The 22,930-nt window shown below is 70.0% G+C and carries 18 protein-coding genes and 1 pseudogene; 5 read left to right on the plus strand and 14 right to left on the minus strand.

Annotated features, from left to right (window positions below; translation table 11 throughout):
- Positions 1–4 precede the first annotated feature (4 nt).
- The 9 genes and pseudogenes from OG504_RS01170 to OG504_RS01210 form a co-directional block, all read right to left on the minus strand.
- Positions 5–1,225: an arginine deiminase gene (locus OG504_RS01170; protein WP_405987944.1), complete on the minus strand. Its 1,221-nt coding sequence runs from the start codon at positions 1,223–1,225 to the stop codon at positions 5–7.
- Positions 1,226–1,275: 50 nt separating this feature from the next.
- Complete coding sequence (locus OG504_RS01175) at positions 1,276–2,679, minus strand: APC family permease (protein WP_405996233.1); 1,404 nt, start codon at positions 2,677–2,679, stop codon at positions 1,276–1,278.
- Between the two features lie 285 nt (positions 2,680–2,964).
- A pseudogene (locus OG504_RS01180) lies at positions 2,965–3,201 on the minus strand (DUF5956 family protein); the annotation flags it as partial.
- 847 nt (positions 3,202–4,048) lie between these two features.
- On the minus strand, positions 4,049–4,858 hold the full coding sequence (locus tag OG504_RS01185) for a sugar phosphate isomerase/epimerase family protein (RefSeq protein ID WP_405987945.1): 810 nt from the start codon (positions 4,856–4,858) through the stop codon (positions 4,049–4,051).
- A 41-nt stretch (positions 4,859–4,899) separates the two neighbouring features.
- Positions 4,900–5,742, minus strand: coding sequence for a carbohydrate ABC transporter permease (locus OG504_RS01190; RefSeq protein ID WP_359615936.1), 843 nt, complete (start codon positions 5,740–5,742; stop codon positions 4,900–4,902).
- A complete protein-coding gene (locus OG504_RS01195) occupies positions 5,732–6,718 on the minus strand; it encodes a carbohydrate ABC transporter permease (RefSeq protein ID WP_405987946.1) in 987 nt (328 codons plus the stop codon). The genes OG504_RS01190 and OG504_RS01195 overlap by 11 nt, the downstream gene beginning before the upstream one ends.
- Before the next feature lie 10 nt (positions 6,719–6,728).
- On the minus strand, positions 6,729–8,060 hold the full coding sequence (locus OG504_RS01200; protein ID WP_405987947.1) for an ABC transporter substrate-binding protein: 1,332 nt from the start codon (positions 8,058–8,060) through the stop codon (positions 6,729–6,731).
- A gap of 80 nt (positions 8,061–8,140) precedes the next feature.
- On the minus strand, positions 8,141–9,259 hold the full coding sequence (locus tag OG504_RS01205) for a Gfo/Idh/MocA family protein (protein ID WP_405987948.1): 1,119 nt from the start codon (positions 9,257–9,259) through the stop codon (positions 8,141–8,143).
- 133 nt (positions 9,260–9,392) lie between these two features.
- Positions 9,393–10,631 (minus strand): ROK family protein, encoded by a 1,239-nt coding sequence (locus OG504_RS01210; protein ID WP_405987949.1) that lies wholly within the window; start codon positions 10,629–10,631, stop codon positions 9,393–9,395.
- 162 nt (positions 10,632–10,793) lie between these two features.
- On the opposite strand from OG504_RS01210, the gene OG504_RS01215 reads away from it, so the two are divergent.
- From OG504_RS01215 to OG504_RS01225, 3 genes are all read left to right on the plus strand, one after another.
- A complete protein-coding gene (locus tag OG504_RS01215; RefSeq protein ID WP_405987950.1) occupies positions 10,794–11,981 on the plus strand; it encodes a Gfo/Idh/MocA family protein in 1,188 nt (395 codons plus the stop codon).
- 248 nt (positions 11,982–12,229) lie between these two features.
- A complete protein-coding gene (locus OG504_RS01220) occupies positions 12,230–13,150 on the plus strand; it encodes a sugar phosphate isomerase/epimerase family protein (RefSeq protein ID WP_405987951.1) in 921 nt (306 codons plus the stop codon).
- Between the two features lie 38 nt (positions 13,151–13,188).
- Entirely contained in the window at positions 13,189–13,503 is a 315-nt protein-coding gene (locus OG504_RS01225; protein WP_405987952.1) for a hypothetical protein, read from the plus strand.
- A gap of 80 nt (positions 13,504–13,583) precedes the next feature.
- Here the strand turns inward: OG504_RS01225 and OG504_RS01230 are convergent, their stop codons facing one another.
- From OG504_RS01230 to OG504_RS01250, 5 genes are read right to left on the minus strand one after another with little or no spacing between them, the layout of a single operon-like run.
- Positions 13,584–14,783: a PucR family transcriptional regulator gene (locus OG504_RS01230; RefSeq protein ID WP_405987953.1), complete on the minus strand. Its 1,200-nt coding sequence runs from the start codon at positions 14,781–14,783 to the stop codon at positions 13,584–13,586.
- Positions 14,784–14,818: 35 nt separating this feature from the next.
- Entirely contained in the window at positions 14,819–16,192 is a 1,374-nt protein-coding gene (locus tag OG504_RS01235; protein WP_405987954.1) for an NAD-dependent succinate-semialdehyde dehydrogenase, read from the minus strand.
- Between the two features lie 32 nt (positions 16,193–16,224).
- Positions 16,225–16,875: an RraA family protein gene (locus OG504_RS01240; protein WP_405987955.1), complete on the minus strand. Its 651-nt coding sequence runs from the start codon at positions 16,873–16,875 to the stop codon at positions 16,225–16,227.
- Positions 16,872–17,273 carry a RidA family protein gene (locus OG504_RS01245; RefSeq protein WP_405987956.1) on the minus strand — a complete coding sequence of 134 codons (402 nt, stop codon included), beginning with the start codon at positions 17,271–17,273 and terminating at the stop codon, positions 16,872–16,874. The genes OG504_RS01240 and OG504_RS01245 overlap by 4 nt, the downstream gene beginning before the upstream one ends.
- A complete protein-coding gene (locus tag OG504_RS01250; RefSeq protein WP_405987957.1) occupies positions 17,270–18,631 on the minus strand; it encodes an MFS transporter in 1,362 nt (453 codons plus the stop codon). The genes OG504_RS01245 and OG504_RS01250 overlap by 4 nt, the downstream gene beginning before the upstream one ends.
- Before the next feature lie 360 nt (positions 18,632–18,991).
- On the opposite strand from OG504_RS01250, the gene OG504_RS01255 reads away from it, so the two are divergent.
- Both OG504_RS01255 and OG504_RS01260 read left to right on the plus strand, forming a co-directional pair.
- Positions 18,992–20,671, plus strand: coding sequence for a thiamine pyrophosphate-dependent enzyme (locus tag OG504_RS01255; protein ID WP_405987958.1), 1,680 nt, complete (start codon positions 18,992–18,994; stop codon positions 20,669–20,671).
- A 41-nt stretch (positions 20,672–20,712) separates the two neighbouring features.
- Positions 20,713–21,960 (plus strand): M20 family metallo-hydrolase, encoded by a 1,248-nt coding sequence (locus OG504_RS01260; protein WP_405987959.1) that lies wholly within the window; start codon positions 20,713–20,715, stop codon positions 21,958–21,960.
- The last annotated feature ends 970 nt before the right edge of the window (positions 21,961–22,930 follow it).

Raw genomic sequence — 22,930 nt, forward strand, 5'->3', positions numbered from 1 at the left:
TGGGTCAGGCGGCCGGGTCGCGTTCGACGGGGCAGCTCATGCAGCGCGGTCCGCCCCGGCCGCGCCCGAGTTCGGCGCCGGCGATGGTGACGATCTCGATGCCCTGCTTGCGGAGGTAGGTGTTGGTGGTGACGTTGCGCTCGTAGCCGACGACGACACCGGGGGCTACGGCGAGGAAGTTGCTGCCGTCGTCCCACTGCTCGCGCTCTGCGCTGCGGATGTCCTGCGGCGCGGACAGCATCCGGACCTTGTCCAGGTCGAGGGCCTCGGCCAGGGCGCCGTCCAGGTCGGAGTTCGGGGTGACCTCGAAGCCGGTCTCGCGGGCGTCGCTGGGCGTGAGTGTCCACGAGCGCAGGGAGTCCGCGAGGCCCGGGTAGATGGTGAAGGCGTCGCGGTCGACCATGGTGAGCACGGTGTCGAGGTGCATGTAGGCCCGGGCGGCGGGGAGTTGGACGGCGAGCAGGCGGTTCGCCGTGCCGGTGGCGAAGAGCCGGGAGGCCAGGTTCTCCACGGCCTGGGCGGTGGTGCGCTCCCCCATGCCGACCATGACGGCACCGTTGCCGAGGACGTGGACGTCGCCGCCCTCCAGGGTGCCGACCGCGCCGTCCAGGAGTGGTGTGGTGACCGTGCCGGAGAACATCGGGTGGAAACGGTAGATGGCCTCGGCGTGCAGGCTCTCGCGGCGCCGGGCGAGCTTGGCCATCGGGTTGACCGACAGACGGTCGTACATCCAGCAGGAGTTGTCGCGCGGGAAGAGGTGGTTGGGCAGCGGCGTGAGCGCGAAGTCCTCGGCGTCGAGGGTGTTCCAGACCAGGCTGTGCGGGGTCGGGAGCGTCAGGTCGCTCTTGAGGATGCCGCCGATGAGATGGCCGGCGAGCGTCTCCCCGTCGAGGTCGATGCACAGCTCTCGCAGGGGGTCGATCAGCGCCGGGCCGACGGTGGCCGGGGTGACGACCCGCTCCAGGAGCCAGTCGCGGGCTTCGGGATCGGCGAGGGTCTGGGCGAGCAGGTCGGCGAAGTAGTGGACGCGGGCGCCGTGGTCGCGCAGGACCTGGGCGAAGGCGTCGTGCTCCTCGCGGGCGCGCTTGGCCCACAGGATGTCGTCGAAGAGGAGGGCGTCGACGTTGCGCGGGGTCAGCCGGGAGAGTTCCAGGCCGGGGCGGTGCAGGATCACCTGGCGGAGACGGCCGACCTCGGAGTCGACGTGGAAGGCGGTGGCGTTCATGGCGGGGCTGCTCCTCTGGTCGTACGGGCGGGGGCTGACGCGAGACACGGTCAGCCGTGGTTGCGGCGGCGGTTCCTCAGGAAGACCCCGGCGCGGCTGGTGGGAAGTGCGCGGGAGATCCGCTTGACCGGCGGGGCCGCGATCTCGGGGGTCCTGCCCTTGCCGACGGGCTCGGGGGTCGGCTCCTCGCCGTAGACCCCTTGGTTTCGCTTCAGCCACACGTACACCGGCAGACCGAGCAGCAGGACGAACAGGCCGTAGTAGACGGTCTGGTAGCCGCTGCCCAGGATCGCCCAGTACGAGAAGACCATCGCCAGGACGGAGACGGTGATGTCGCGGGCCAGGCGCCTGCCGGCGATGCTCTCGCGTCCGCGCACCAGCAGCCAGTACAGCTGGGCGGCGGCGGAGAACAGGTACGGGATCACAGCCGTGAGCACGCTGAGCAGCACGATCTTGGTGAAGACGTCGTCGAAGCGGGTGTAGCTGAAGACCGTGATCAGGGAGGCGAGGACGGTCGAGGCGATGATCCCGAAGACGGGGACGCCGTTCTCGCCGCGCAGCTTCGCGAAGGCGGCGGGGAAGAGTCCGTCGCGGGCGGCGGCGTACGGCATCTCGGCGCAGAGCATGGTCCAGCCGTTCAGCGCGCCGATGCCGGAGACGATCGCGGCGACGGCGACCGTGTCGCCGGCCCAGGTGCCCCCCAGGATGTTGTTGGCGGCGTCGGTGAACGGGGCGGTGGAGACGCCGAGTCGGCCGTGCGAGACGGTGCCGAAGACCGCGAGGGTGCCCAGGATGTAGAGGACGGCGCAGGCGAGGGTGCCGTAGACGGTGGCGCGCGGGACGTTGCGGCCCGGCTCGCGGACTCGTCCGGCGACCACCGAGGCGGCCTCCAGGCCGATGTAGCTGAACAGGGCGATCGGCGCGGCGGCCGAGATCGCGCCCATCGCCGACTGGCCACTGGCGTTGAACGGACCGAAGTTGTGCGGGTCGATGAACAGCAGGCCGATGGTGGCCATGAAGAGCAGCGGGATGAACTTCAGCACGGTGGTGAACACCTGGAAGGCGCCCATGTTCCGTACGCCGGTGAGGTTGATCGCGGCCGGTATCCAGAGCCCGATCAACGCGATACCTATCGAAATCGCCGTCTTGTGGTCGGTGTTGACGAACACCTCGACATAGCCGACCCAGGCCACCACGATCGCGGCGTTCCCCGCCCAGGCGGTGATCCAGTACGACCAGGCGTTGAGGAATCCGGCGAACTCACCGAAGGCCTCACGGGCGTAGACGTACGGTCCGCCGCTCCCCGGAACGCGCTTCGACAGCGCCCCGAAGGTCACCGCCAGCGCGAGTGCGCCCAGGGTGACGACCCCGAACGCCACGAGCGCGATCGGCCCGTACGGCGCGAGAGCCGAGGGGAGTGCGAACACCCCGGTCCCGATGATGGTGCCGACCACGAGGGCGGTCGCACCGGAGAGACCGAGTGCCGCCTTGGGAACCGCCCCTTCACTGCTTCTTGGGGTCCTGGGCATGATGGTGCTCCTTGTGCGGGTCGCTACGGGGAAATCGATCTCTGCACGATCCTTCTCGGCGGCGCTGATCGTGGTCAGTGGCCGAATATCCCCACCTGGGGCCATTGGTCCCCGGCACCACGGCCCGATCGGCCCAGTGATCGGCCGCGGAGGACGGTTCGGGAAGGAAACAGCGGCGTCGGCGATCGGTCCGTCCAGTTCGCCGAAGTCCCCGACCGGGCGCAGCAGCCGCCATCGGCCCGGGGGTCGAGACGGAATCCCGGCGGCCTCCAGGTCCGCCGCCACATCCCGCTCCTGAACCGCCGGCTCCTCCTGCGACAGCGGCCGGCACTCGACGGCGGTCACCTGCCCGTCGGAGTCGAGGGCCGTGGTGACCTCCCAGCGCGTGGACCGGTCAGGCACCCAGGTCCGCGTACGGCCGGCCAGACGTAGGGAAGAAACACCCACATCGGCGCCTCGGGCACAAGCTCCCAGCCCAGCTCGGCCGGCTCCCGCACCTCCGGCGACCGGTCCGGCTCCAGTTCAGTGCGCCCCGACCTGCGCACCCCGAAAGCGTGTGGCCGACCACCCTCACGCCATGACACAACAGGGCATATCAGCCGTAACTTTTCTCTCTTCCTGTCGCGCGAATGCGCCACAGGGCGGGAAGGCCACTCGGCCAAGTTCTCTCCGGCGGCTCCGGTCCGCGTCTGCCCCGAGCTGTTCGGTCACCGCCGAGCCACCCTCCATGCGCTCCCGCACCTCCTGGGCTCCGCACGAGAGAACACGGTCCGAGGCCAGAAGCCGATCAGCTCGGCCGCCGCCGTCTCGTACCAGGCCGCCAGTGCAAGTTCGAACCAATCCCGCCTGCTCCGATGAATGCAACCTGGCGCCTCCCCTGGTCAACTCTCGGCCCGGACCAGGGCAGGGCCGGCGGTCCTCAACGATGAAGCGGGCCCGTTGGTGGAACTCGTAGAACGTGATGACTTCGACGTCCTGGACAGATCGCCTGTACTGCTCGAAGGAGGTGGTCTTCTGCGCTGGGTCGCGGCGGCCCGGCCTGTCGCGAAGAGTGCGCCCAGGAGCGTTCCGCCGCACGCCGTCAGCGCCACCGCGGCACGCTACGCGGATCTCTTGGTGAACAGCGACCACTCCTATGTGTTCGGTCCGGGGCTGTCGCCGCCTGGTCCCTCGCCGCGAGCGTCGGCGGCTGTCGCGAGAACGATCCGGGCTGCGCGATCCCGCTGCCCGTGACCGCGTCGGTGGTCACTCCGCATGCCCCGGGGAGTGACCACCGACGACCCGCGACTCACCGTCATGGCGCCTCGTAGCCCACCCCCTGCCGCTCCTTCAGCCAGGCCACGCTCTGCGCCACCAGGTCGAAGATGTCGGCCCCTTCGGCGATCCCGTCCGCCTCGATGATGTGCACCCGGATCGCGTCCCGGCCCGCGTCGAGCGCGTCCGCCAGGGCCACCGAGCCCTGTCCGGCGGGGACTTGGGGTTCGCCGCGGACCGCCGGGCCGTCTTTGACGTGGACGAGTTCGACGCGTTCGCCGAGCCTGGCGACCACGTCGGCGGGGACCTGGCCGGCGGTCTGTGCCCAGTAGAGGTCGACCTCGGCGACGATCGACGGGTCGAGGGCGTCCCACAGGACGTCGTAGCCGTAGCGGCCGTCGTCGAGCGGGGTCCACTCCCAGTAGTGGTTGTGGTAGCCGACCCGCAGTCCGTGGACCGCCGCGGCCTTGGCCAGGGCGTTGAACCGGTCGGCGTACCGGCGCACTCCGTCGGCCGAGACCAGGGCGTCGCGGGTGAATCCCGGGAGTGCCTCGGGGGTGGAGGCGATGGCGATGGGCACGCCCGCTTCCGCCATCTCCTCGAAGAACCAGCCCGGGTCCTCCGCATCGGGCAGGCGGGCGTGGGTCGAGGAGACGGTGAGGCCGGCGGCCTCGATGTCGGCCTTCAGGGAGCGCGCCTCGGCCAGGCGCGCGTCACGGGTCAGTTCGGTGCGGCCGAGGCGGAAAGGCTCCACCGAGGTCACCCCGAGGCCGGCGATCCTGGCCAGCGTGGCGGGACGGTCCTCCAGGACGTTCATCAACGTGTAGAGCTGCAGGCCGATGTCCGGCATGCCAAGTTCCAATCTGTCGGGGCCACTTGGTCACGTCACCGTCACTTCACCGCGCCTGCGGTGAAGCCGGTGATGAGGAAGCGCTGGAGGAGAAGGAAGCCGGCGACCACGGGGACGGACACGACCAGGGAGGCGGCCATGACCTGGTTCCAGTAGACGTTCGCCTCGGTGGAGTAGGCCTGCAGGCCTACGGCCAGGGTGCGGGTCTGTTCGGTGGTGAGGACCGAGGCGAAGAGCACTTCTCCCCAGGCGGTCATGAAGGCGTAGATGCACACGGCGACGATTCCGGGTGTCGCGGCGGGCACGATGATCTGCAGCAGGGTGCGCAGCGGTCCTGCGCCGTCCACCTTCGCCGCCTCGTCGAGGTCGCGCGGCACCGTGTCGAAGTAGCCGACCAGCATCCACACCGCGAACGGCAGGGAGAAGGTCAGGTAGGTGACGATGAGCCCGGTGCGGGTGCCCACCAGGTCGGTGCCGAGGTTCTGGTCGGCGTACACGAACAGCAGGTACAGCGGCAGCAGGAAGAGGATTCCGGGGAACATCTGGGTGGCGAGCACCGCCCCCTTGAAGCTCGCGCTGCCGGGGAACGTCCAGCGGCTCAGCGCGTACGAGGCGAAGATCGCCACCAGCACCGACAGCACCGTGGCGGACACGGCCACGATCAGCGAGGTGACGAAGTACTGGGCGAGCGGCACGGTGTGCCAGATGTCGATGAAGGACTGGATCGTCGGCGACGACGGGAACCAGGTGAACTCGCCCTGCACGTCGGGGAGCGTCTTCAGTGACGAGGCCAGCATGACGTACAGCGGGGCCGCGACGAACACCGACAGCAGGGTCAACGTGACGTACCGGAAGGCCCGGTAGCCCGGGGTGTCATGATTCATGGCCGGTCCTCCGGGTGAGAGCGAGATAGCAGGCGCTGACCAGCGTCAGGAACAGCAGGAGCAGCACGCTCATGGCCGAGCCGAGGCCGAAGTTCCAGGTGGCGAACGAGCTTTGGTAGATGTGCACGGAGATCAGGTCCCCGGCCGGCGGCGCCGAGCCGCCGAACAGGATGTACGGGGTGCTGAAGTCGTTGAAGGTGTGCAGGAACATCACGAGGACCAGCACCTTGTTGACCGAGGACAGCAGCGGCAGGGTGATCATCTGCAACTGCCGCCAGGGCCCTGCCCCGTCGATGCTCGACGCCTCGTAGACCTCGCCCGGGATCGCCTGCATACCGGCCATGAGGATCAGGAAGGCGAAGGGCCACATCCGCCAGATCGCGACGACGCACTCGGCCCAGAAGGCGTTGTGGCCGATCAGCCAGAACGGGTTGGAGTCGATCAACCCGAGCTGCCCGAGCAGGTGGTTGAGCATGCCGTTGTCGCGCTGGAAGATGAAACGCCAGGTGATGACCGCGGTGTACGCGGGCAGTGCGTACGGCACGAGGAACAGCGTCCGCAGCAACCCCCGGCCACGGAAGGCGCGTTGGAGCGCGAGCGCCGCCGCCATGCCGACGATCCAGGCCCCGGTCAGGACCACGGCCGTGAAGCCGAGGGTGACGAAGAAGGACTGGGCCAGGGCCTTGCCGGTGGGGCCGTCGAAGTCCAGGACGATCCTGAAGTTCCCGAGGCCGGTGAACGGCGCGTCCCACCAGTGGCTGATCTGGTACTGCGTCACGCGCAGGCCGCTCATCGCCACGCCGAGCACGATGGGCACGAAGTGGATCAGCAGTTCCAGAACCAGGGCGGGGAGCAGGAAGGCGTACGGGATCCAGCGGCGGCCGCGCCCCCGGAAGCGGCTGCCGCGCGCGGACTGTTTCGGTGTGTCCGGGGTTCCGGGGCTCTCGCGGGTCCCGGAAGGACTGATGACTGCCATCGTCCTGCTCCTAGCTGCCGGCTTCGAGCTTCTGGTCGGCTGCGGTCATCTCGCTCTTGATCTTGGCCTTGCCGGGCTGCTTCCCGGTCGCGGTCTGCGCGGCGAAGGAGCTCATCGCCTGGCCGACCAGGGTCTCGAACTGGGACTCCTCGGCGATCTGCGGGAGCGGTACGGACCGGGAGCCGAGGGTCTCGCGGGCCACGGCGAGGGTCGGGGTGTCGAACGCCGGATCCTTCGCGTCCGTGACCGAGGGCAGCGTCCCGTAGGTCTTGTTGAGGATCACCTGTTCCTTGGCGCTGGTCAGGAACTTCACGAACTGGGTGGAGCCGTCGAGGTTCCCGGTGTTCTTGAAGATCGCCACGTTGATGCCGCCGACGAACGAGCCGATGTCCTTGCCGCCCGCGACCGCCGGGTCCTGGGCCGGCATCGGGACGACGCCGTAGTCGGCCGTCGTCATCTTGTACTGGCCGAGCGTCAGGCCGGTCGACGACTGGGCGAGGATCATGCCGGCCTTGCCGGACGCGAAGTTCTGCAGGAGGGCGACCTTGTCGGTCATCTCGGCGTCGGACGGGTTGACGATGCCGTCCTTGCCGATCCAGGAGAGCCACTGGTCGATCCCGTCGACCATCCCCGTGTCGTCGAACTTCGGGGTGTGGCCGCTGAAGACCTTGGCTCCGTGCTGGGTGCCGAGAATGAACGCGAAGTGCGCGGCGAACGAGGACGAGGCGCCCTGCAGGCCGAGGCCCCACTGGTCGGTCTTGCCGTCGCTGTTGGTGTCCTTGGTGAGTTTGCGTCCGTCGGCGACGAACTCGCTCCAGGTCTTCGGCGGCGAGGTGATGTTCGCGGCCTTGAACAGCTTCTTGTTGTAGAAGAGTTCGTACGAACTGGTGTAGAGCGGCAGGCTCGCCGGGTCCTGGCCGGTGGCGCCGGTGGACTTCAACGCCGTGGGCAGGAAACGGGATTCGCCCCCGACCTTGGCCAGCATCTCCTTGTTCCAGCCGACGAAGGCTCCGGTCGCCTGGAGTGACGCGGACCAGGTGTTGCCGATGTTCAGTACGTCGGGGCCCTTGCCGCTGGTCGTCGCCGCGAGGATGCGGTTGAGCAGATCGGCGGAGGGGATGACCTCCAACTTGACCTTCACGCCCGTCTGTTGGGTGAACTTGTCGATCTCCGGCTGGAGGACCTTCTTGTCCGCGTCGAGGCTGGTGCTCTGATTCGTCGCCCAGTAGGTGATGGTCTTGTCACCGGAGGCGGAACTGGAGCCGCCGCCGCACGCTGTGACACCGGCGCCTGCCAGCATCGCCGCAGCCGCGAGCGCGACTGCACGGGTTCTGCGCTGCATGGGATTTTCCTCTCAAGGACGTGCGAGATCGATGGGGGTGGTGCAACGGGATCGGAGCCGGCGTGCGGGGCCGGAGGGGTTCAGGCGGAGACGGACTGCGGGAGGACCGCGGGCGCCGGCCGCTCGGCGCGGCTGGTGATGGCTCGGGCTCCGGCGGCGAACGTCGACTGCTCGATGGCTTCCAGCACTTCGAGCACGTGCAGCGCGAACTCGCCCGGGACACGCAGCGGTTGGCCGCGCAGGGACTCGACGAGGTCGTTCACTCCGTGGCCGCGGAACGGGCCGGCCTCCGGGGCACGGGTGGGCGGGATGACCGGGGGGAGTTCGGACCAGTCCGTGTCCGTACGGCGCTTGATGAGGACCGGGGCGTCGTGGCGGTTCGGGTCGGGGATGTTCAGGGTGCCCTCGGTGCCGTAGACCTCGATGTGGGGCAGGGTCATGTCCCAGATGTCGAAGCTGTAGAGGGTGGAGACGATCGCGCCGGAGGTCGTGCGGAGGATCGCGGCGACGGTCGTGGGGACGGTGACCTCGACCTCGTCGACGACGCGGTCCGGGGTGGTCACGGTGATGCGGGGGCTGGGGATCGTGCTGGTGCCGACGACTTCGGCGACGGGTCCGAGCACGTTGACCAGGGCGGCCACGTGGTAAGGGCCCCAGTCGAGGGTCGGGCCGCCGCCGGGCTGGAAGAAGAAGCCGGGGTTGGGGTGCTTGGCCTCGACCTTGGACGAGCGGACGAAGGACGTGGCGGCGAAGGGCGTGCCGATCAGGCCACCGTCGACGGCGGCGCGTGCCGTCTGGCCTGCCGTGCCGAGGAACGTGTCGGGGGCGCCGGCCAGGACGCGCCCGGCCGCCTTTGCCTGGGCCAGGTTCTCGCGGGCCAGGGTGACCGTCGCGGCGAGCGGTTTCTCGCTGTAGACGTGCTTGCCCGCGGCGAGCGCGTCCCGGGTCACCTCCCAATGAGCCACGGGGGGCGTGATATTGACGACGACGTCGACGTCCGGGTCCGCGTAGAGCTCGGCGGGCGTGCCGTACGCGGGGATGCCGTGCTGCTCGGCCTTGGCGCGGGCCCTGCCGACGTCGATGTCGGCGATCCTGATGATCGGCAGGTCGCCGTACCAGGCAAGGCCACGGGCGTAGGCGTCGAAGACCATGCCGGCGCCGACGACGCCGATGCGTGCACGAGGGGTTGATCGATTCACCGTGTCTCCCAGATCGCGGTCGAGCGGAGCAAGTCCGCCGGTGGATGAGACCGGACGTGCGAGACACGATGGAAGGTAGTGGCGACGGTGAGAGGCGGTAAAGGCCGCTGGTTCGCTGGGCGGACCGCCCGGCTCAGGGAGTGTCGCGCGGCCCCGGGAAGCGCCCGATCCCGGCCGGCGAGAGCAGGTGCTCGATGCCCAGCACCATCGCACCGACCATCGCCGCGTCCCGGCCCAACTCGCTGCGGGTGATGGACAGTTCACGGGTGGCGAGCGGCAGGGCCTGCCGGTACACCACGCCCCGCACCGCGGAGAGCAGGTCGTCGCTGGCCTCGACGATCTCTCCGCCGACCACGACGTGCCGCGGGTTCAGCATGTGGATGCACAGGGCGATCACCTCGCCCAGCGTGACCCCGGCGGCGCGCACCGCGTGCAGCGCGTCCGGCAGGCCGTCGCGCAGCCGGGCCAGGAAGTCCCGCATCGCGGCCCCGCCCTCCGTCGCGTCGAGGGGCGGTTCACCGGTCGCCGTCAGGCGCCGGGCGAGCGCCGCGGTGGAGGCCACCGCCTCGACGCAGCCGGCCTTTCCGCACCGGCACACCACTTCCTCGGCGCCCGGGACACGGATGTGCCCGATGTCTCCGGCCGCGCCGTCGGCGCCCCGGTGCAGCGTCCCGTCGGCGAGCACGAACCCGGCACCGATGCCGGCGCCGACGGTCACGAACAGCACGGGCAACTGCTCGGGCGGCACCGTCCGCGCCTCGCCGAGCGCCATGAGGTTGACGTCGTTGTCCACCAGGACGGGGCAGCCGAGTGCGGCCCCGAGCCGCTCCGCCACCGGGAAGGCGTCCCAGCCCGGCATGATCGGCGGGCGGACGGCCATGCCGCGTGCCACGTCCACCGGTCCCGGCAGTCCGACGACCAGGACGCGGGGCCGGTCCGCCGGAACCTTCGCCTGTTCGAGCAGGTCGGCGAACTGGTCCACCAGGAGGTTCACGGTGCGCTCCGGGCCCTCGGCGAGCGGCCAGGTGACGGTCGTGTCGGCGAGCACCCGCTGGGTCAGGTCGGTCACCAGGCAGCGCGTCGAGAAGGTGGTGAGATCGGCGATGAGCACGACACCCGCGTCCCCCGCGAGGCTGAGCCGCAGCGCCGGCCGGCCTCTTCCCCCGCCGCCGGCGTCCTCCCCGTGCAACAGGCCCGCGTCCACCAGGTCCTGTACGTGCGTGTGGATCGAGGACCGCGAGAGCCCGGTGAGCCGGGACAGGTCCAGGCGGTGGGACGCCTCACCGGCCGCGATCAGCCGCGCTATCTGGCTGCGCACCGCGTCGGGGTGACGGCGCGAGCCGCTGCCCGGTGCGCCCAGTCGTGCTGCCACGTTCACTCCCCCTGGAAAGGCCGACGACACCAACGGACGATTAATATTCCAGAAACGACAATATTCAAAGGGCTTTCCTGACAGAAGTATGCCTCTTACTGTTGGTCGCGGATGAGACCGGAACAGCGAGCTCCCGTACGGCACGTGCCGAAAGGATCTTGCATGGCCGCCCCGACTGGGCACACCACACGCGTCACCGAAACCCCTGTACGACACCCCCGCATCCCGCGCCCACGGGTCGCCGTCCTCGGCGCGGGCATGATCGCGGCAGTCCATGTCCGCAGCGCACGCGCCGCCGGCGCCGACGTGGTCGGCGTCCTGGCCTCCTCACCCGAGCGGAGCCGGGCGGTCGCACACGACTGGCAGATCGACGTGGGCTATCCGGACGTGGACGCCGTCCTGAGCGACGACCGCGTCGACGTGGTCCACATCTGCACGCCCAACCACCTCCACGTCGCCCAGGCGCGCCACGCGCTGCTCGCGGGCAAGCACGTCGTCTGCGAGAAGCCGATCGCCACTTCGGCGGCCGATGCCCGGTCGCTCGCCGACACCGCCGCGGCCGCGGGCCTGATCGCCACCGTGCCCTTCGTCTACCGCTATCACCCCATGGTCCGCGAGCTGCGGGCCCGGGTCGCGGCAGGCGACTTCGGCTCCTGGCAGTTGCTGCACGGTTCGTATCTCCAGGACTGGTTGCTCCCGCCGGAGAGCACCAGTTGGCGGGTGGACCCGGCGGCCGGTGGTCCGTCGAGGGCCTTCGCCGACATCGGCTCGCACTGGTTCGACCTGGTGGAGTGGGTGGCCGGGGTCAGGATCGCCGAGGTGCTGGCCGAGACCGCCACGACGGTGACCGAACGGCCCGATGCCGGGGGCCCGTCGTTCTCCGAGAGGTCGCTCGCGTCCTCCGTGCGCGTCCCGGTCACCACGGAGGACGCGGTCGGCGTGCTCGGGCGGACGACGGACGGGGTCCTGGTGTCCGCGACCGTCTCGCAGGTCTCGGCCGGCCGGAAGAACCGGCTGTGGTTCGAACTCGACGGCGCGGACGCCAGCGCCGTCTTCGACCAGGAACTGCCCGAGTCCCTGTGGCTCGGCTACGCCAACCGCACCGAGACCCTGGTCCGCGATCCGACGTCCAACACCCGTGAGGCGGCCCGGCTCTCACTCGTACCCGCCGGACACGCCCAGGGCTATCTGGAGTGCTTCGAGAACTTCGTCAAGGACACCTACGCGGCGCTGCGCGGCGAGACCCCGGAGGGCCTGCCCACCGTGCTCGACGGCCTACGGTCCGCGCACCTCGTGGACGCGGTCCTGGCTTCGGCGAACCGGCGTGCGTGGACGTCGGTTCCTGGATAGGCGGCGCGCATGAACCATGATCCCCGGCTGATCAGCGCGCGTGAACCACGATCCCCGGCTGGCCGGTGCGCGTGGACCCCGGCCCTCGGTCGGTCGGCGCGCGTGGACCGCTGTCCCCGACCCGCGGCCCGCGCGAACCACAAACCTCGGCCGACCGACGCGTGCGACTCCTCTCGCGGGCTGACCGGCGCATGTGACTCCCCGCCCCGGACGCCCTCCCCCATCCCTCTCACCGAAGGACCCGCGTCATGAAGCTCGGATTCCTGACCGCCTGCCTCCCCTCCCTCTCTCTCGACGCAATCGCCGGCTGGGCCGCGGCCGAGGGCTATCAGACCCTCGAAGTCGCCGTGTGGCCCAACACCGGTGGCCGCGAGTTCGAGGCCTCCCATCTCCCGGTGGCGACCTTTTCGCAGGCCGACGAGGACGCGACCCGCGAACTGCTGAGCCGCACCGGCCTGGAGATCAGCTCGCTGGCCTACTACGAGAACAACCTGCACCCCGATCCCGCGACCCGGGAGGCGATCAGAGCCCATCTCCGGCACGTGATCGACGTGGCGGCACGATTGGGCGTGGAGTCGGTCGGCACGTTCATCGGACGCGATCCGGGGCTCTCCGTCGTGGAGAACCTGCGCGAGGGCGAGAAGATCCTGCCCGAGCTGGTCGGCTACGCGGCGGATCACGGCGTCAAGATCGTGATCGAGAACTGTGTGATGGAGGGCTGGCACCCCGACGGCTATCCGGGCAACCTCGCCTACTCCCCCGAGCTGTGGGAGTGGATGTTCGGGCTCGGCTTCTACCTCAACTGGGATCCCTCGCACCTCACTTGGATCGGCGTCGACCCCCTCACGACGATCGAGCCGTACATCGACCGGATCATCCACACCCAGGCCAAGGACGTCGAGCTCTTCCCCGCCAAGCGCGACCGGTTCGGCTTCTTCGGGACCGTGCACAAGGGCGACAACCCCTGGGAGACGGGCTGGTGGCGCTACCGGGTGCCCGGTCTGGGCGAGGTGGACTGGCGCCGCGTCATCGACCGCTTCCACGAACTCGGCTACACGGGTACCGTTTCCGTGGAACACGAGGACCCCGTCTGGTCCGGAACCGAGGCCAAGGTGAAGCAGGGTCTGCGCATCGCCCACCGGACACTGCGCCCGCTCATCGTCGAGTAGGCGACCGCGGAACGTGAGTCAGGGCCGTATGAAGGAAGATGACCTCGGTGAATGGCGACATCGAGCGCGAGGCCGTCGTGGCCCGTCTGTGGCAGGAGCATCTGGATGCGGAGTTCCCCGCCGCACTGCGCGGTGCGGAACTGCAGGGCGTCGACATGGTGCTGATCGACGCCGGTATCGCCGGCTGCATGACGACGTGGCGCGGCAACGGAGGCTTCCTCGACGTGGAACGCCTGCGCATACTGCGCCACTGCGTCACCGAACTCGACACGGTCCTGCCCCTCCTCACCGAACCGGAAGAGCTCCGGTACTACGAGCGCCTGCACCAACTGGCCACGCTCACCTCGCAGTAGAGGACATCTTCCCGAACTCGTCCCTCCACTCCGCACCCTGCCTGCTCTCGGCGTGAACAGACCCGTAACGCGGACCGGCGTCACATCCGCCGCAGGCGATTCGCGCTGAGGGCCAACACCACCAGAGCCGCGTCCTCGGGGCGTCTGGGGTCGCGGCCGGTGAGTTCGGCGAAGCGGTTGAGGCGTTGCTGGATGGTGTTGCGGTGGCAGTACAGGGCGGCGGCCGTGTCGGCGACGGAGCCGCTGCCCGACAGGTGCGTCTGGACGGTCTCCAGGAGCCGGTCCACCTCCGCCGGAGGAGCCCCCGCGTGCAGGCCGCCCAACACGTCGGCCGCCAGATCCCGGCCGAGGTCCCCGGCCCGGTGAACCAGGACGTCGAGCCAGCTGTCCTCCAGGCAATGCGGTTCGCCGGCGTCGGGCGGCAGGACACGGGCCGTGGCGGTCGCCAGCGTCACCGCACGGGGCACCTCGGTCAGCCCGCTCACCTCCGAGGAGACACCGCACGGCGTCCCCCGAAGCTGTGCGAGCAACGCCTCCCGGGTCAACCGGGGGCTCAACTGGACGACCAGAACCATGTCCGAGGCGACCGCCTGCTGTTGCAACGGCGCACCGAGACCGCGCAGTGCGTTGGCGACTCCGCGCAGGGAGGCTTCGCCGCCGCCGGGAGTGACCGCGCACAGGAAGCGCCCGGACACCTGGAACCCGAGCGCCCGCGCCGCGTCCTGCACCACGGTGGGGTTGCGGCCGTCGCTGTCCAGGAGCCGGCTGAACCACAGCCGCCGCTCGTCCTCCGTCCGCCGCCCCATCTCCAGCACGGTGCGCTGATAGGCGGTCATGATGCCGGTGACGTGGTGCTCGACCGCCTCCCACACGTAGTAGGCGGAGTTGACCAGCTGCGCCCTGCCCTCGTCCCCCGCGCGCCGCACCAGCGCGGCCCACACCACCCGGAAGTCCACGCGCGCGGCCTGCAGCAGCGCGTCCAGCGGAACGCCCTGCCGGGCGCGCTGTTCGCCGACGCGCTCGGAGACCCCGGCGATGTGTTCCGGCACCGGCAGCCGGGCGACGGTGCGCAGCAGTACCTCGAACGCCTGCCAGGCGCTGTCCCGGAACTCCTGCGGGGAGACCAGCTCCGAGTAGGAGGCGCGCAGCGGCCCCACGTACTCGGCCCATTCGTCGACCAGGCTGTCGATCTCCTCCAGGCACTGGCGTGCCAGCGCGACGACATGCGGGTCCGGCGGGGGCAGCGCCGAGGGCGAGGGCGGAGTGTGCATGTGCTCCATCCTGGCCTGCTCCTCCCCACCCGGCGGCAACGGGTTCAGCCCCGTACGCGGACGACCTTCCGGTTGACGAACTCACTCATCCCGTACGCGCCCAGCTCCCGCCCCACACCGGAGAGCTTGACCCCGCCGAAGGGAAGGTCCTCCTGGGTCCCGGAGGGGCCGTTGATCGAGACCATGCCGACATCGAGCGCGTCGGCGACCGCCTTCGCCGTGTCGAGGTCCCGGCCGAACACGACACTGCCCAGGCCGTACGGCGTGTCGTTGGCGAGGCGGATCGCCGCCGCGGTGTCGGGGACCCGGTGGACGACGGCGACCGGGCCGAAGATCTCCTCCCGGTACGCGCGCATACCGGGGGTGACGCCGGTGAGGACGGTCGGTTCGACGAAGGCTCCCTCACGGGCGGGCCGTTTGCCTCCGGTCACCGCCGTCGCGCCCTTCGCCACCGCGTCGTCCACCTGCGCGATCACGGTCCGGGCGGCCTCCTCGGAGGAGAGAGGTCCGAAGGCGACGCCCTCGTCGGTGGGTTCCCCGACGGTCAGGGCCCGCACCGCGTCGGTGAAGGCGTCCAGGAACCGGTCGTAGACGGAGTCGACGACGATGAACCGCTTCGAGGCGGTGCACGCCTGGCCCGCGTTGCCCATCCGGCCCTCGACGGCCGCGCGGACGGCTGCCGCCAGGTCGGCGTCGGGCAGGACGACGAAGGGGTCGGAGCCGCCGAGTTCGAGGACGTACTTCTTGAGGTGGCGGCCGGCGACCTCGCCCACCGCGCGCCCGGCCCGCTCCGAGCCCGTCAGCGACACACCCTGAACCCGCGGGTCCGCGATGACACGGGCGACCTGCTCGTTGGTGGCGTACACGTTGACGTACGCACCGGCCGGCAGTCCGGCCGCCCGCATCATGTCCTCGATGGCCTGCGCCGACTCGGGGCAGTTCGGGGCGTGCTTGAGGACGATCGTGTTGCCGAGGACGAGGTTGGGCGCCGCGAAGCGGGCCACCTGGTAGTACGGGTAGTTCCATGGCATGACGCCGAGCAGCACACCGAGCGGCTCGGACCTTACGACCACGTCACCGCCGCCGCGGATGTCGAGCCGCTGGTCCGCGGCGAAGTCGGCACCGTGCTCCGCGTAGTACGCGAAGATCGCCGCCGACAGGTCCACCTCCCCCAGCGCCTCAACGGTGGTCTTGCCCATCTCGCGCGTGATGATCGCGGCCAGTTCCTCGCGCCGCTTCTCGAACTCCCGGGACACGGCGAGCACGAGTTCGGCGCGCTCCTTGACCGGGCGTCGCCTCCAGTCGGCGAACTCCGCTGCCGCTGCCTCGACCGCGCGGTCGACCGTGGCGTCGTCCGACGTCGGATACCGCCGCACGAGCCTGTTCGTGACCGGGTCGACGATCTTGTATTCCGTCATGTGTGTTCTATCCTTCGCAGAGCCGAGGTGGATCAGCCGAGGTGGAGGAGCGTCCGCAGGTCCTCGCCCGCCCGGATCCGCGCGAGGAGTTCAGGCTCGGCCGCGTCGGACAGTTCCGCCTGGTGCACTACGGCGGCCAGTGCGGCCGGCGGCAGGGCGATCACGCCATTGGCGTCACCGAGGACGATGTCGCCCGGCGCGACACGGACACCGCCGATGTCCACGGGCACCTGGCGCCGCCCTCCTGAGCCGTCCAGCCGTTTGGTGGTCAGGCAGCTGGTCCCCCGGGCGTGAACCGGCAGGCCGTCACTCGGATCCTTCAGCGCGTCCACGTCGGTCACCACACCGTCGACGAGGATGCCCGCGGCCCCACGCGCTCGAACCGCAGCGACGGTGACGGCACCGATCGGCGCGTGGGTGTGGTCACCGCACATGTCGACGACCAGTACCTCACCGGGTCGCAATGCGACGAGCGCACGGTTGACGGCCGTGGCGTCCGGAGCGTCGAGGGCTAGCGTGGCGGCCGTACCGGCCATCCGGCGCGACTGCCCCAGCCGTCGTACAGCCGGGTCGACGAAGCCGTCTTCGAGCAGGTGGCCGAGGGTGGGGAGGTCGACCTGCTGAAGGCGTTCCAGCAACTCCGCCTGTCCGAGGGCTACTTGATCCGGGGCCGTGAGACTCACCGCTCCCCCTCCGTCCGGACCACCGCGACACAGTCGATCTCCAGGGACACGCCCCACAGCCCCACGCACACCGTCGTCCGGGCCGCCCGGCGGTCGGCGAAGTACGTCTCGTAGACCTTGTTGTAGGGCGCGAGCTGGTCCGGTGAGCTGAGGTAGGTGTTGACCTTGACGACGTGGTCGAGGTCGGAGCCCGCCGCATGGAGGACGCCTTCGAGGTTGCGCAGGGTCGCGTGCACGTCGTCCTCGAAGGTGCCGGTCGACTCACCAGGGGCTGCGGGTATCTGGCCGGTGGTGAAGACGAAGCCGCCTGCTGACGTCGCCTGGACATAGGGGCCTACGGCGGCGGGGACGCCCGGCGGCGATTCGATCCGCCTGATCCCGTTGACGCTCGTGTTCATGCGACGGCCCCGATCGGACGCCCGGCCGACCGGGATGCCAGGCCCGGCTCGTCGATGTCCCCGAACCGGGTCTCGGCGAGCAGGAACAGGGCCAGCAGGGACAGGGTCGCCGCGCCGAGGACGTACCAGGCGATCGAGGAGCTGTTCCCGGTGGCCGTCAGCAGCCAGGCAGTGATGGCGGGCGTCGCCGCGGACCCGAGCAGGCCCGACAGCATGTAGGCGACCGAGAGGCCCGAGTAGCGCACGTGGGTGCCGAAGAGTTCGGCGAGGAAGGTCGCGATGGGGCCGTAGTTGGCGGAGAAGGCGAGCATCATCAGCGCGTAGGCGACGAAGACCAGAGGCGCCGATCCGGTGTCCAGCAGCCAGAAGAACGGGAAGGCGAGGACGGCCTCCGCCGCGATGCCGGCGTAGATGACGGGCTTGCGGCCGACCCGGTCGGACAGCCGCCCGAAGTACGGGATGGCCAGGAACGCGACACCGCAGGACACCATGACCGCCCACAGCATCAGGTTCTTCGAGTGCCCGAGGTCGTTGGTCCCGTAGCTCACGCCGGAGGCCACCATCAAGGTGAAGGTCGACCCCGTGGACAGCGTCGCGACACCGCCCAGCAGCACCTGGCGCCAGTACCGGCGCATCAGGGCGACGAACGGGATCTTCGCCTTGGCCCCCTCGTCGCGGACGGCCTTGAAGGACGGCGTCTCCTCGATGTGGAGGCGGATGTACACGCCGATGCCGACCAGGAGCGCCGAGGCGAGGAAGGGGATCCGCCAGCCCCACGAATACAGGGCATCGTCACTCGTGGTGGAGGCCACCAGCAGGAACGCCCCGTTGGCGAGCAGCGTCCCGATCGGCACGCCGATCTGGACCATGGAGCCGAAGAACCCGCGTCGATCGGCCGGCGCGTGCTCGACGGTCATCAGTACGGCACCGCCCCACTCGCCGCCGAGCGCGAGGCCCTGGATCACCCGGAGGCCGAGCAGCAGGAGCGGCGCGGCCACGCCGAGGGTGCCGTAGCCGGGGACGAGGCCGATGGCGAAGGTGGCCACGCCCATCGCCGTCAGGGAGATCAGCAGCATGGACTTGCGGCCGAGCCTGTCCCCGAAGTGGCCGAAGAGCACGGCCCCCACCATGCGCGCCAGATAGGCGGAGGCGAAGGTCAGGAACGACAGGATCGTGCCGACGGCACCGTCGAACTCGGGGAAGAACACCTTGCCGAACACCAGCGCGGAGGCGGTGCCGAACAGGAACAGGTCGTACCACTCGACCGTGGTGCCGACCATGCTGGCGAGGGAGATCCTGCGCATCTTCGTCGCGTCGAGCCGGCTGTCCGGGGTCGGCGGGGAGGCGGGAGCGGTCATGGGGACTCCGGTCTGAGCAGAGGAAGCGTCTGGGGACTGTACGGGCGCCATCGGGTCGGCCCACCGTGCATCGCCCCCTTCACCGACCACAAGGAGCAGAAGCACACCGCCACGGCCCGTCGACTGTGCAGATGACCAATGCGCCACGTCGCGCTTCGAGGTCCGGATGAAAACTTCTTGTTACGGACGTGGGGCCGAGCAGAAGAACAGTCAGCGGACGGACGTCCACCTCCGACCCGGCTCTGTTCATCTGCACACCCCAACGCCCGTATCCGAGGGCCTTTGCCCCGTGTCTCCGGCCGCCCCCGACAGCAACACTGACCGGGCAACCGCGGCCTCAAGAGAAGGAACACACACCCGATGGCGAACGTCGCACCCGAGTCTCCCGAGCCCTCCGAGCGCCCCCTCTCCGCCGGCCATCTGCTCGTCGCTCAGCTGGAGCGCGAAGGCGTACGGCGGGTGTACGGCGTCCCCGGCGAGTCCTTCCTCGACGTCCTCGACGGCCTGCACGACTCGCCGATCTCGACGGTCGTCACCCGGCACGAGGGCGGTGCCGGCTTCATGGCGCTGGCCGAGGGCAGACTGACGGGACTGCCCGGGATCGCGATGGTCACCCGGGGTCCGGGCGCCGCGAACGCCTTCATCGCCGTCCACACCGCGTACCAGGACGCGACCCCGATGCTCCTCTTCGTCGGCCTGGTCCCGGTGCCCGACCGGGGCCGGGAGTCCTTCCAGGAGTTCGACCTCACCGGGTGGTTCGGCAGCACGGCGAAGAAGGTCGTCATGCTGGACGACCCGACCGCCGCCGCCCGTGTCGTCGCCGAGAGCGTCCATGTGGCGCGGAGCGGTCGACCCGGCCCGGTGGTCATCGGCCTCCCCGAGGACGTCCTCACCCTGCCCGCGGGCACCTCCCGCCCGGTCCAGCCGCTCGCGGTGCCCACGCCCCGCGCCGCCGAGGCCGAACTCAAGGAACTGGTACGGCGGTTCGAGCACGCCCGCCGTCCGCTGATCGTCGTAGGAGGCGAGGGCTGGACCGCCGAGAGCGGCCAGGAACTCATGCGCTGGGCGACCCGCCACTCGATCCCCGTCCTCGCCGACTTCCGCGCCTACGACGCGGTCCCCCACGACCTCCAAGGCACCGGTGCCTACGCCGGTTCACTCGGCTACGGCCGCGGCGACCACGCCGCCCGACTGCTGGACGAGGCGGACCTCACCGTCTTCCTCGGCGCCCCTCGCGGCGACGTGCTCAGCGACGGATACACGCGGGGTCTCGACTCGGAGACGGTGCTCGTCCTGCCCGGCGACGCACAGGGCCACAGCGGCCGCATCGACCAGTTCGTCTCGGCCCACGCACCGTCCTTCGTCCTCGACCTGGTCACCACGCCCGCGTCACCGGATGCCGACGTCGCGTGGTTCAAGGCGGCCGGGAAGGCACACGCGCACTTCTCCACTCCCTCACCCGCGCCGACGGCCTCGGACGACGACACCTACGTCGACCTCACCTCGGTCATGAGCGTGCTGCGCGAGGAACTCACCCCCGACACCGTCATCACCTACGGCGCCGGAAACCACGCCCTCTGGCCGGCCCGCCACCTTCCGCACCGCACCCCGGCCTCACTCGTCGCCCCCCGCAACGGCGCCATGGGCATGGGCATACCGGCCGCCGTCGCCGCCTCCCTGGTCTTCCCGGGACGCGAGGTCGTGTCGGTCGCGGGTGACGGCTGCTTCCTGATGAACGGCCAGGAACTCGCCACCGCCGTGGGTCACGGCGCCGTCTTCGTCGCCCTGGTCGTCGACAACGGCTGCTACGCCACGATCCGCGAACACCAGGAGGGCACCTACCCCGGCCGCCCGTCCGGCACCCGGCTCACCAACCCGGACTTCGCGGCATGGGCCCGCTCGTACGGCGCGTACGGCGAGACGGTGACCTCGCACCGCGACTTCCGCGAGGCGTTCCGCCGCGCCCGCGCGAGCGGACTCCCGGCCGTACTGCACCTGATCCAGGACCCGACGGTCCGCGCACCGGCGACCGCCGCCTGAGCTCCCAACTCCCCCTCCCACACCCCCGACAGGACGTGATCATGAGCACCCCCGACGCCACCCTCTTGACGGACTTCGCGACCCTCTCCGCCTTCGGCGCCACCCCCGCCGGCGGAGTCGACCGCCAGGCCGCCACCGCCGCCGACGGAGAACAGCGCGCCTGGCTCCACCAGTGGCTCACCACTCGTGGCGCCGAGGTCCGCTACGACGGCGTCGGCAACCAGTTCGGTCTCTTCACCGTCACGCCCGGAGCCCCGTACGTCCTCACCGGCTCCCACCTGGACAGCCAGCCGCTCGGCGGCCGTTACGACGGGGCGTACGGCGTCCTGGCCTCGGCGCACGCCGCACACCGGGCCGTGCGCCAGTACGGCGACTCCGAGGCCGCACCGAAGTACAACGTGGCGGTGGTCAACTGGTTCAACGAGGAAGGCTCCCGCTTCAAGCCGAGCATGATGGGCAGCGCGGTCTTCACAGGGAAGCTGTCGGCCGACACTGCCCTCGCGACCACCGACCCCACGGGCACCACCGTCGAGACCGCCCTCCGGGAGATCGGCACGATCGGCGACTACCCCGGACCGGACGTGTCGGCGTACGCCGAGATCCACATCGAGCAGGGTCGCGACCTGGAGAACAAGGGGCTCACCGTCGGCCTGGTGGACGCCACTTGGGCGGCACGCAAGTACCAGGTGGTGGTGCGCGGCGAGCAGTCACACACCGGGTCCACGATCATGGCGGACCGGCGCGACGCCCTGTTCGGTGCCTCGCTCCTCGTCGTGGCGGTGCGTGAACTGGCCGAGCAGAGCACGGACTTGCCGCTGCACACCTCGGTGAGCGAGATGACCGTCGAGCCCAACTCCCCTGTCGTGGTGGCCCGCGAAGTGCGCATGCACGTCGACCTGCGCTCGCCCGACGAAGCCCTGCTCGATGCGGCGGCCAAGAAACTGGCCGAGTCGATCCCCGGCATCGAGGAACGTGCGTCGGTCTCCATCGAGCAGGTACAGACGCATGGTTGGGGTGTGGCGCCGTTCCCCACGGCCGGTGTCGAACTCGCCGCCCGCGTCGCCGACGAGCTGGGGCTCAGCCACCAGACCATGATGACCATCGCCGGCCACGACTCGGTCAACATGAAGGACGTCGCACCGTCGATCATGCTGTTCGTGCCCAGCATCGAGGGAATCTCCCACAACGAGGGCGAGTCGACGAACGACCACGACATCAGCGCGGGTACCGATCTGCTGACCGAGGTGGTCCGCCGACTCATGTCGGGTGCGCTGGACGGCACACGATGAACCAAAGCCGAGGAAGGGCGATCAAGCGGGCTGGTCCGGTGACGGAACAGGGATGACTTGCTCGGCCCAGATGGTCTTGCCGTGCGGTTGTAGCGCGTTCACCATCGCTCGGTGAGCGGGGCGACGACGAACAGGTCGCGGCCAGCCGTGGCGCATGGAACCAGTTCGGTGGTGAACGGTTCCTCTTCCAGGCTCCGCAGGGCGAGTTGTTCGTGGATCCGGTGCGGGCGAGCAGCAAGGTGATGTCGTCGGCCGGTGTGTCGAGTGAAGCGGCCAGCCGCTCAAGGGCATGCCGAAGGTCGCGGAGTCCTTCGTCGATGTCGTGCGCGCGGGTTTCAAGGAGCCCGTCGGCGAATTGGGCGGCGAGCAGGCTCTTCGGCCAGGGTGAGCCCGGTTGCTTCGAAGGGCAGCCTGCCCGGGCCGAGCAGAGGGCCGACGGGAGGTCCACGACACTGCTGGCGCTGTCCCGGGAGAGCGGTTCCGGAGCCGGATGGCCGGCCGTCGCCATGGAACAGGTATCGGGACGCAGCCGCCGTCCGGCGTGCACTCAGCCGTGTCCCCGATGGGCACGGCGAACGGATCCCGCATGCCGGCCACACGTTCCCGCGACCGGCAGCTCCGGATTCGAGGCGGTGCTGACGCCGCCCTACTGACGGCCGAGGTCTTCAAACGCACCGTCGGGCTGCGCACCGGCACGTACGCGACCAGCCCGGTCGTGGACTTCTGTCCGGTGCCGCTCGGCACGGAGCCCGGCGCGATGACCGGCACGGGGCCGGAGATCACGAGCACCGCCTTGGTCGGTGCCGGGGCCATCGGCACCGGGATCGTCCTGGGTCCTGGAGCTACTCGGGATGACCGACCGGCTGGCTGTCGTCGAGCCAGAGTTCTCCGAACCGCCGAACGTCACGACCTACAGCACCGCACCCTCGACGCCGCCGCCGCACTCCTCCCGTCGGACACCGTGGTGCTG

Source organism: Streptomyces sp. NBC_00986 (genome assembly GCF_045162565.1).
Taxonomy (GTDB): Bacteria; Actinomycetota; Actinomycetes; order Streptomycetales; family Streptomycetaceae; genus Streptomyces.

Bases quoted from the DNA above. Each gene is read 5' to 3' on its own strand.
- OG504_RS01170 (WP_405987944.1), bottom strand. From the start codon at position 1,225: ATGAACGCCACCGCCTTCCACGTCGACTCCGAGGTCGGCCGTCTCCGC.
- OG504_RS01185 (WP_405987945.1), bottom strand. From the start codon at position 4,858: ATGCCGGACATCGGCCTGCAGCTCTACACGTTGATGAACGTCCTGGAG.
- OG504_RS01190 (WP_359615936.1), bottom strand. From the start codon at position 5,742: ATGAATCATGACACCCCGGGCTACCGGGCCTTCCGGTACGTCACGTTG.
- OG504_RS01195 (WP_405987946.1), bottom strand. From the start codon at position 6,718: ATGGCAGTCATCAGTCCTTCCGGGACCCGCGAGAGCCCCGGAACCCCG.
- OG504_RS01200 (WP_405987947.1), bottom strand. From the start codon at position 8,060: ATGCAGCGCAGAACCCGTGCAGTCGCGCTCGCGGCTGCGGCGATGCTG.
- OG504_RS01215 (WP_405987950.1), top strand. From the start codon at position 10,794: ATGGCCGCCCCGACTGGGCACACCACACGCGTCACCGAAACCCCTGTA.
- OG504_RS01220 (WP_405987951.1), top strand. From the start codon at position 12,230: ATGAAGCTCGGATTCCTGACCGCCTGCCTCCCCTCCCTCTCTCTCGAC.
- OG504_RS01225 (WP_405987952.1), top strand. From the start codon at position 13,189: ATGACCTCGGTGAATGGCGACATCGAGCGCGAGGCCGTCGTGGCCCGT.
- OG504_RS01230 (WP_405987953.1), bottom strand. From the start codon at position 14,783: ATGGAGCACATGCACACTCCGCCCTCGCCCTCGGCGCTGCCCCCGCCG.
- OG504_RS01235 (WP_405987954.1), bottom strand. From the start codon at position 16,192: ATGACGGAATACAAGATCGTCGACCCGGTCACGAACAGGCTCGTGCGG.
- OG504_RS01245 (WP_405987956.1), bottom strand. From the start codon at position 17,273: ATGAACACGAGCGTCAACGGGATCAGGCGGATCGAATCGCCGCCGGGC.
- OG504_RS01250 (WP_405987957.1), bottom strand. From the start codon at position 18,631: ATGACCGCTCCCGCCTCCCCGCCGACCCCGGACAGCCGGCTCGACGCG.
- OG504_RS01255 (WP_405987958.1), top strand. From the start codon at position 18,992: ATGGCGAACGTCGCACCCGAGTCTCCCGAGCCCTCCGAGCGCCCCCTC.
- OG504_RS01260 (WP_405987959.1), top strand. From the start codon at position 20,713: ATGAGCACCCCCGACGCCACCCTCTTGACGGACTTCGCGACCCTCTCC.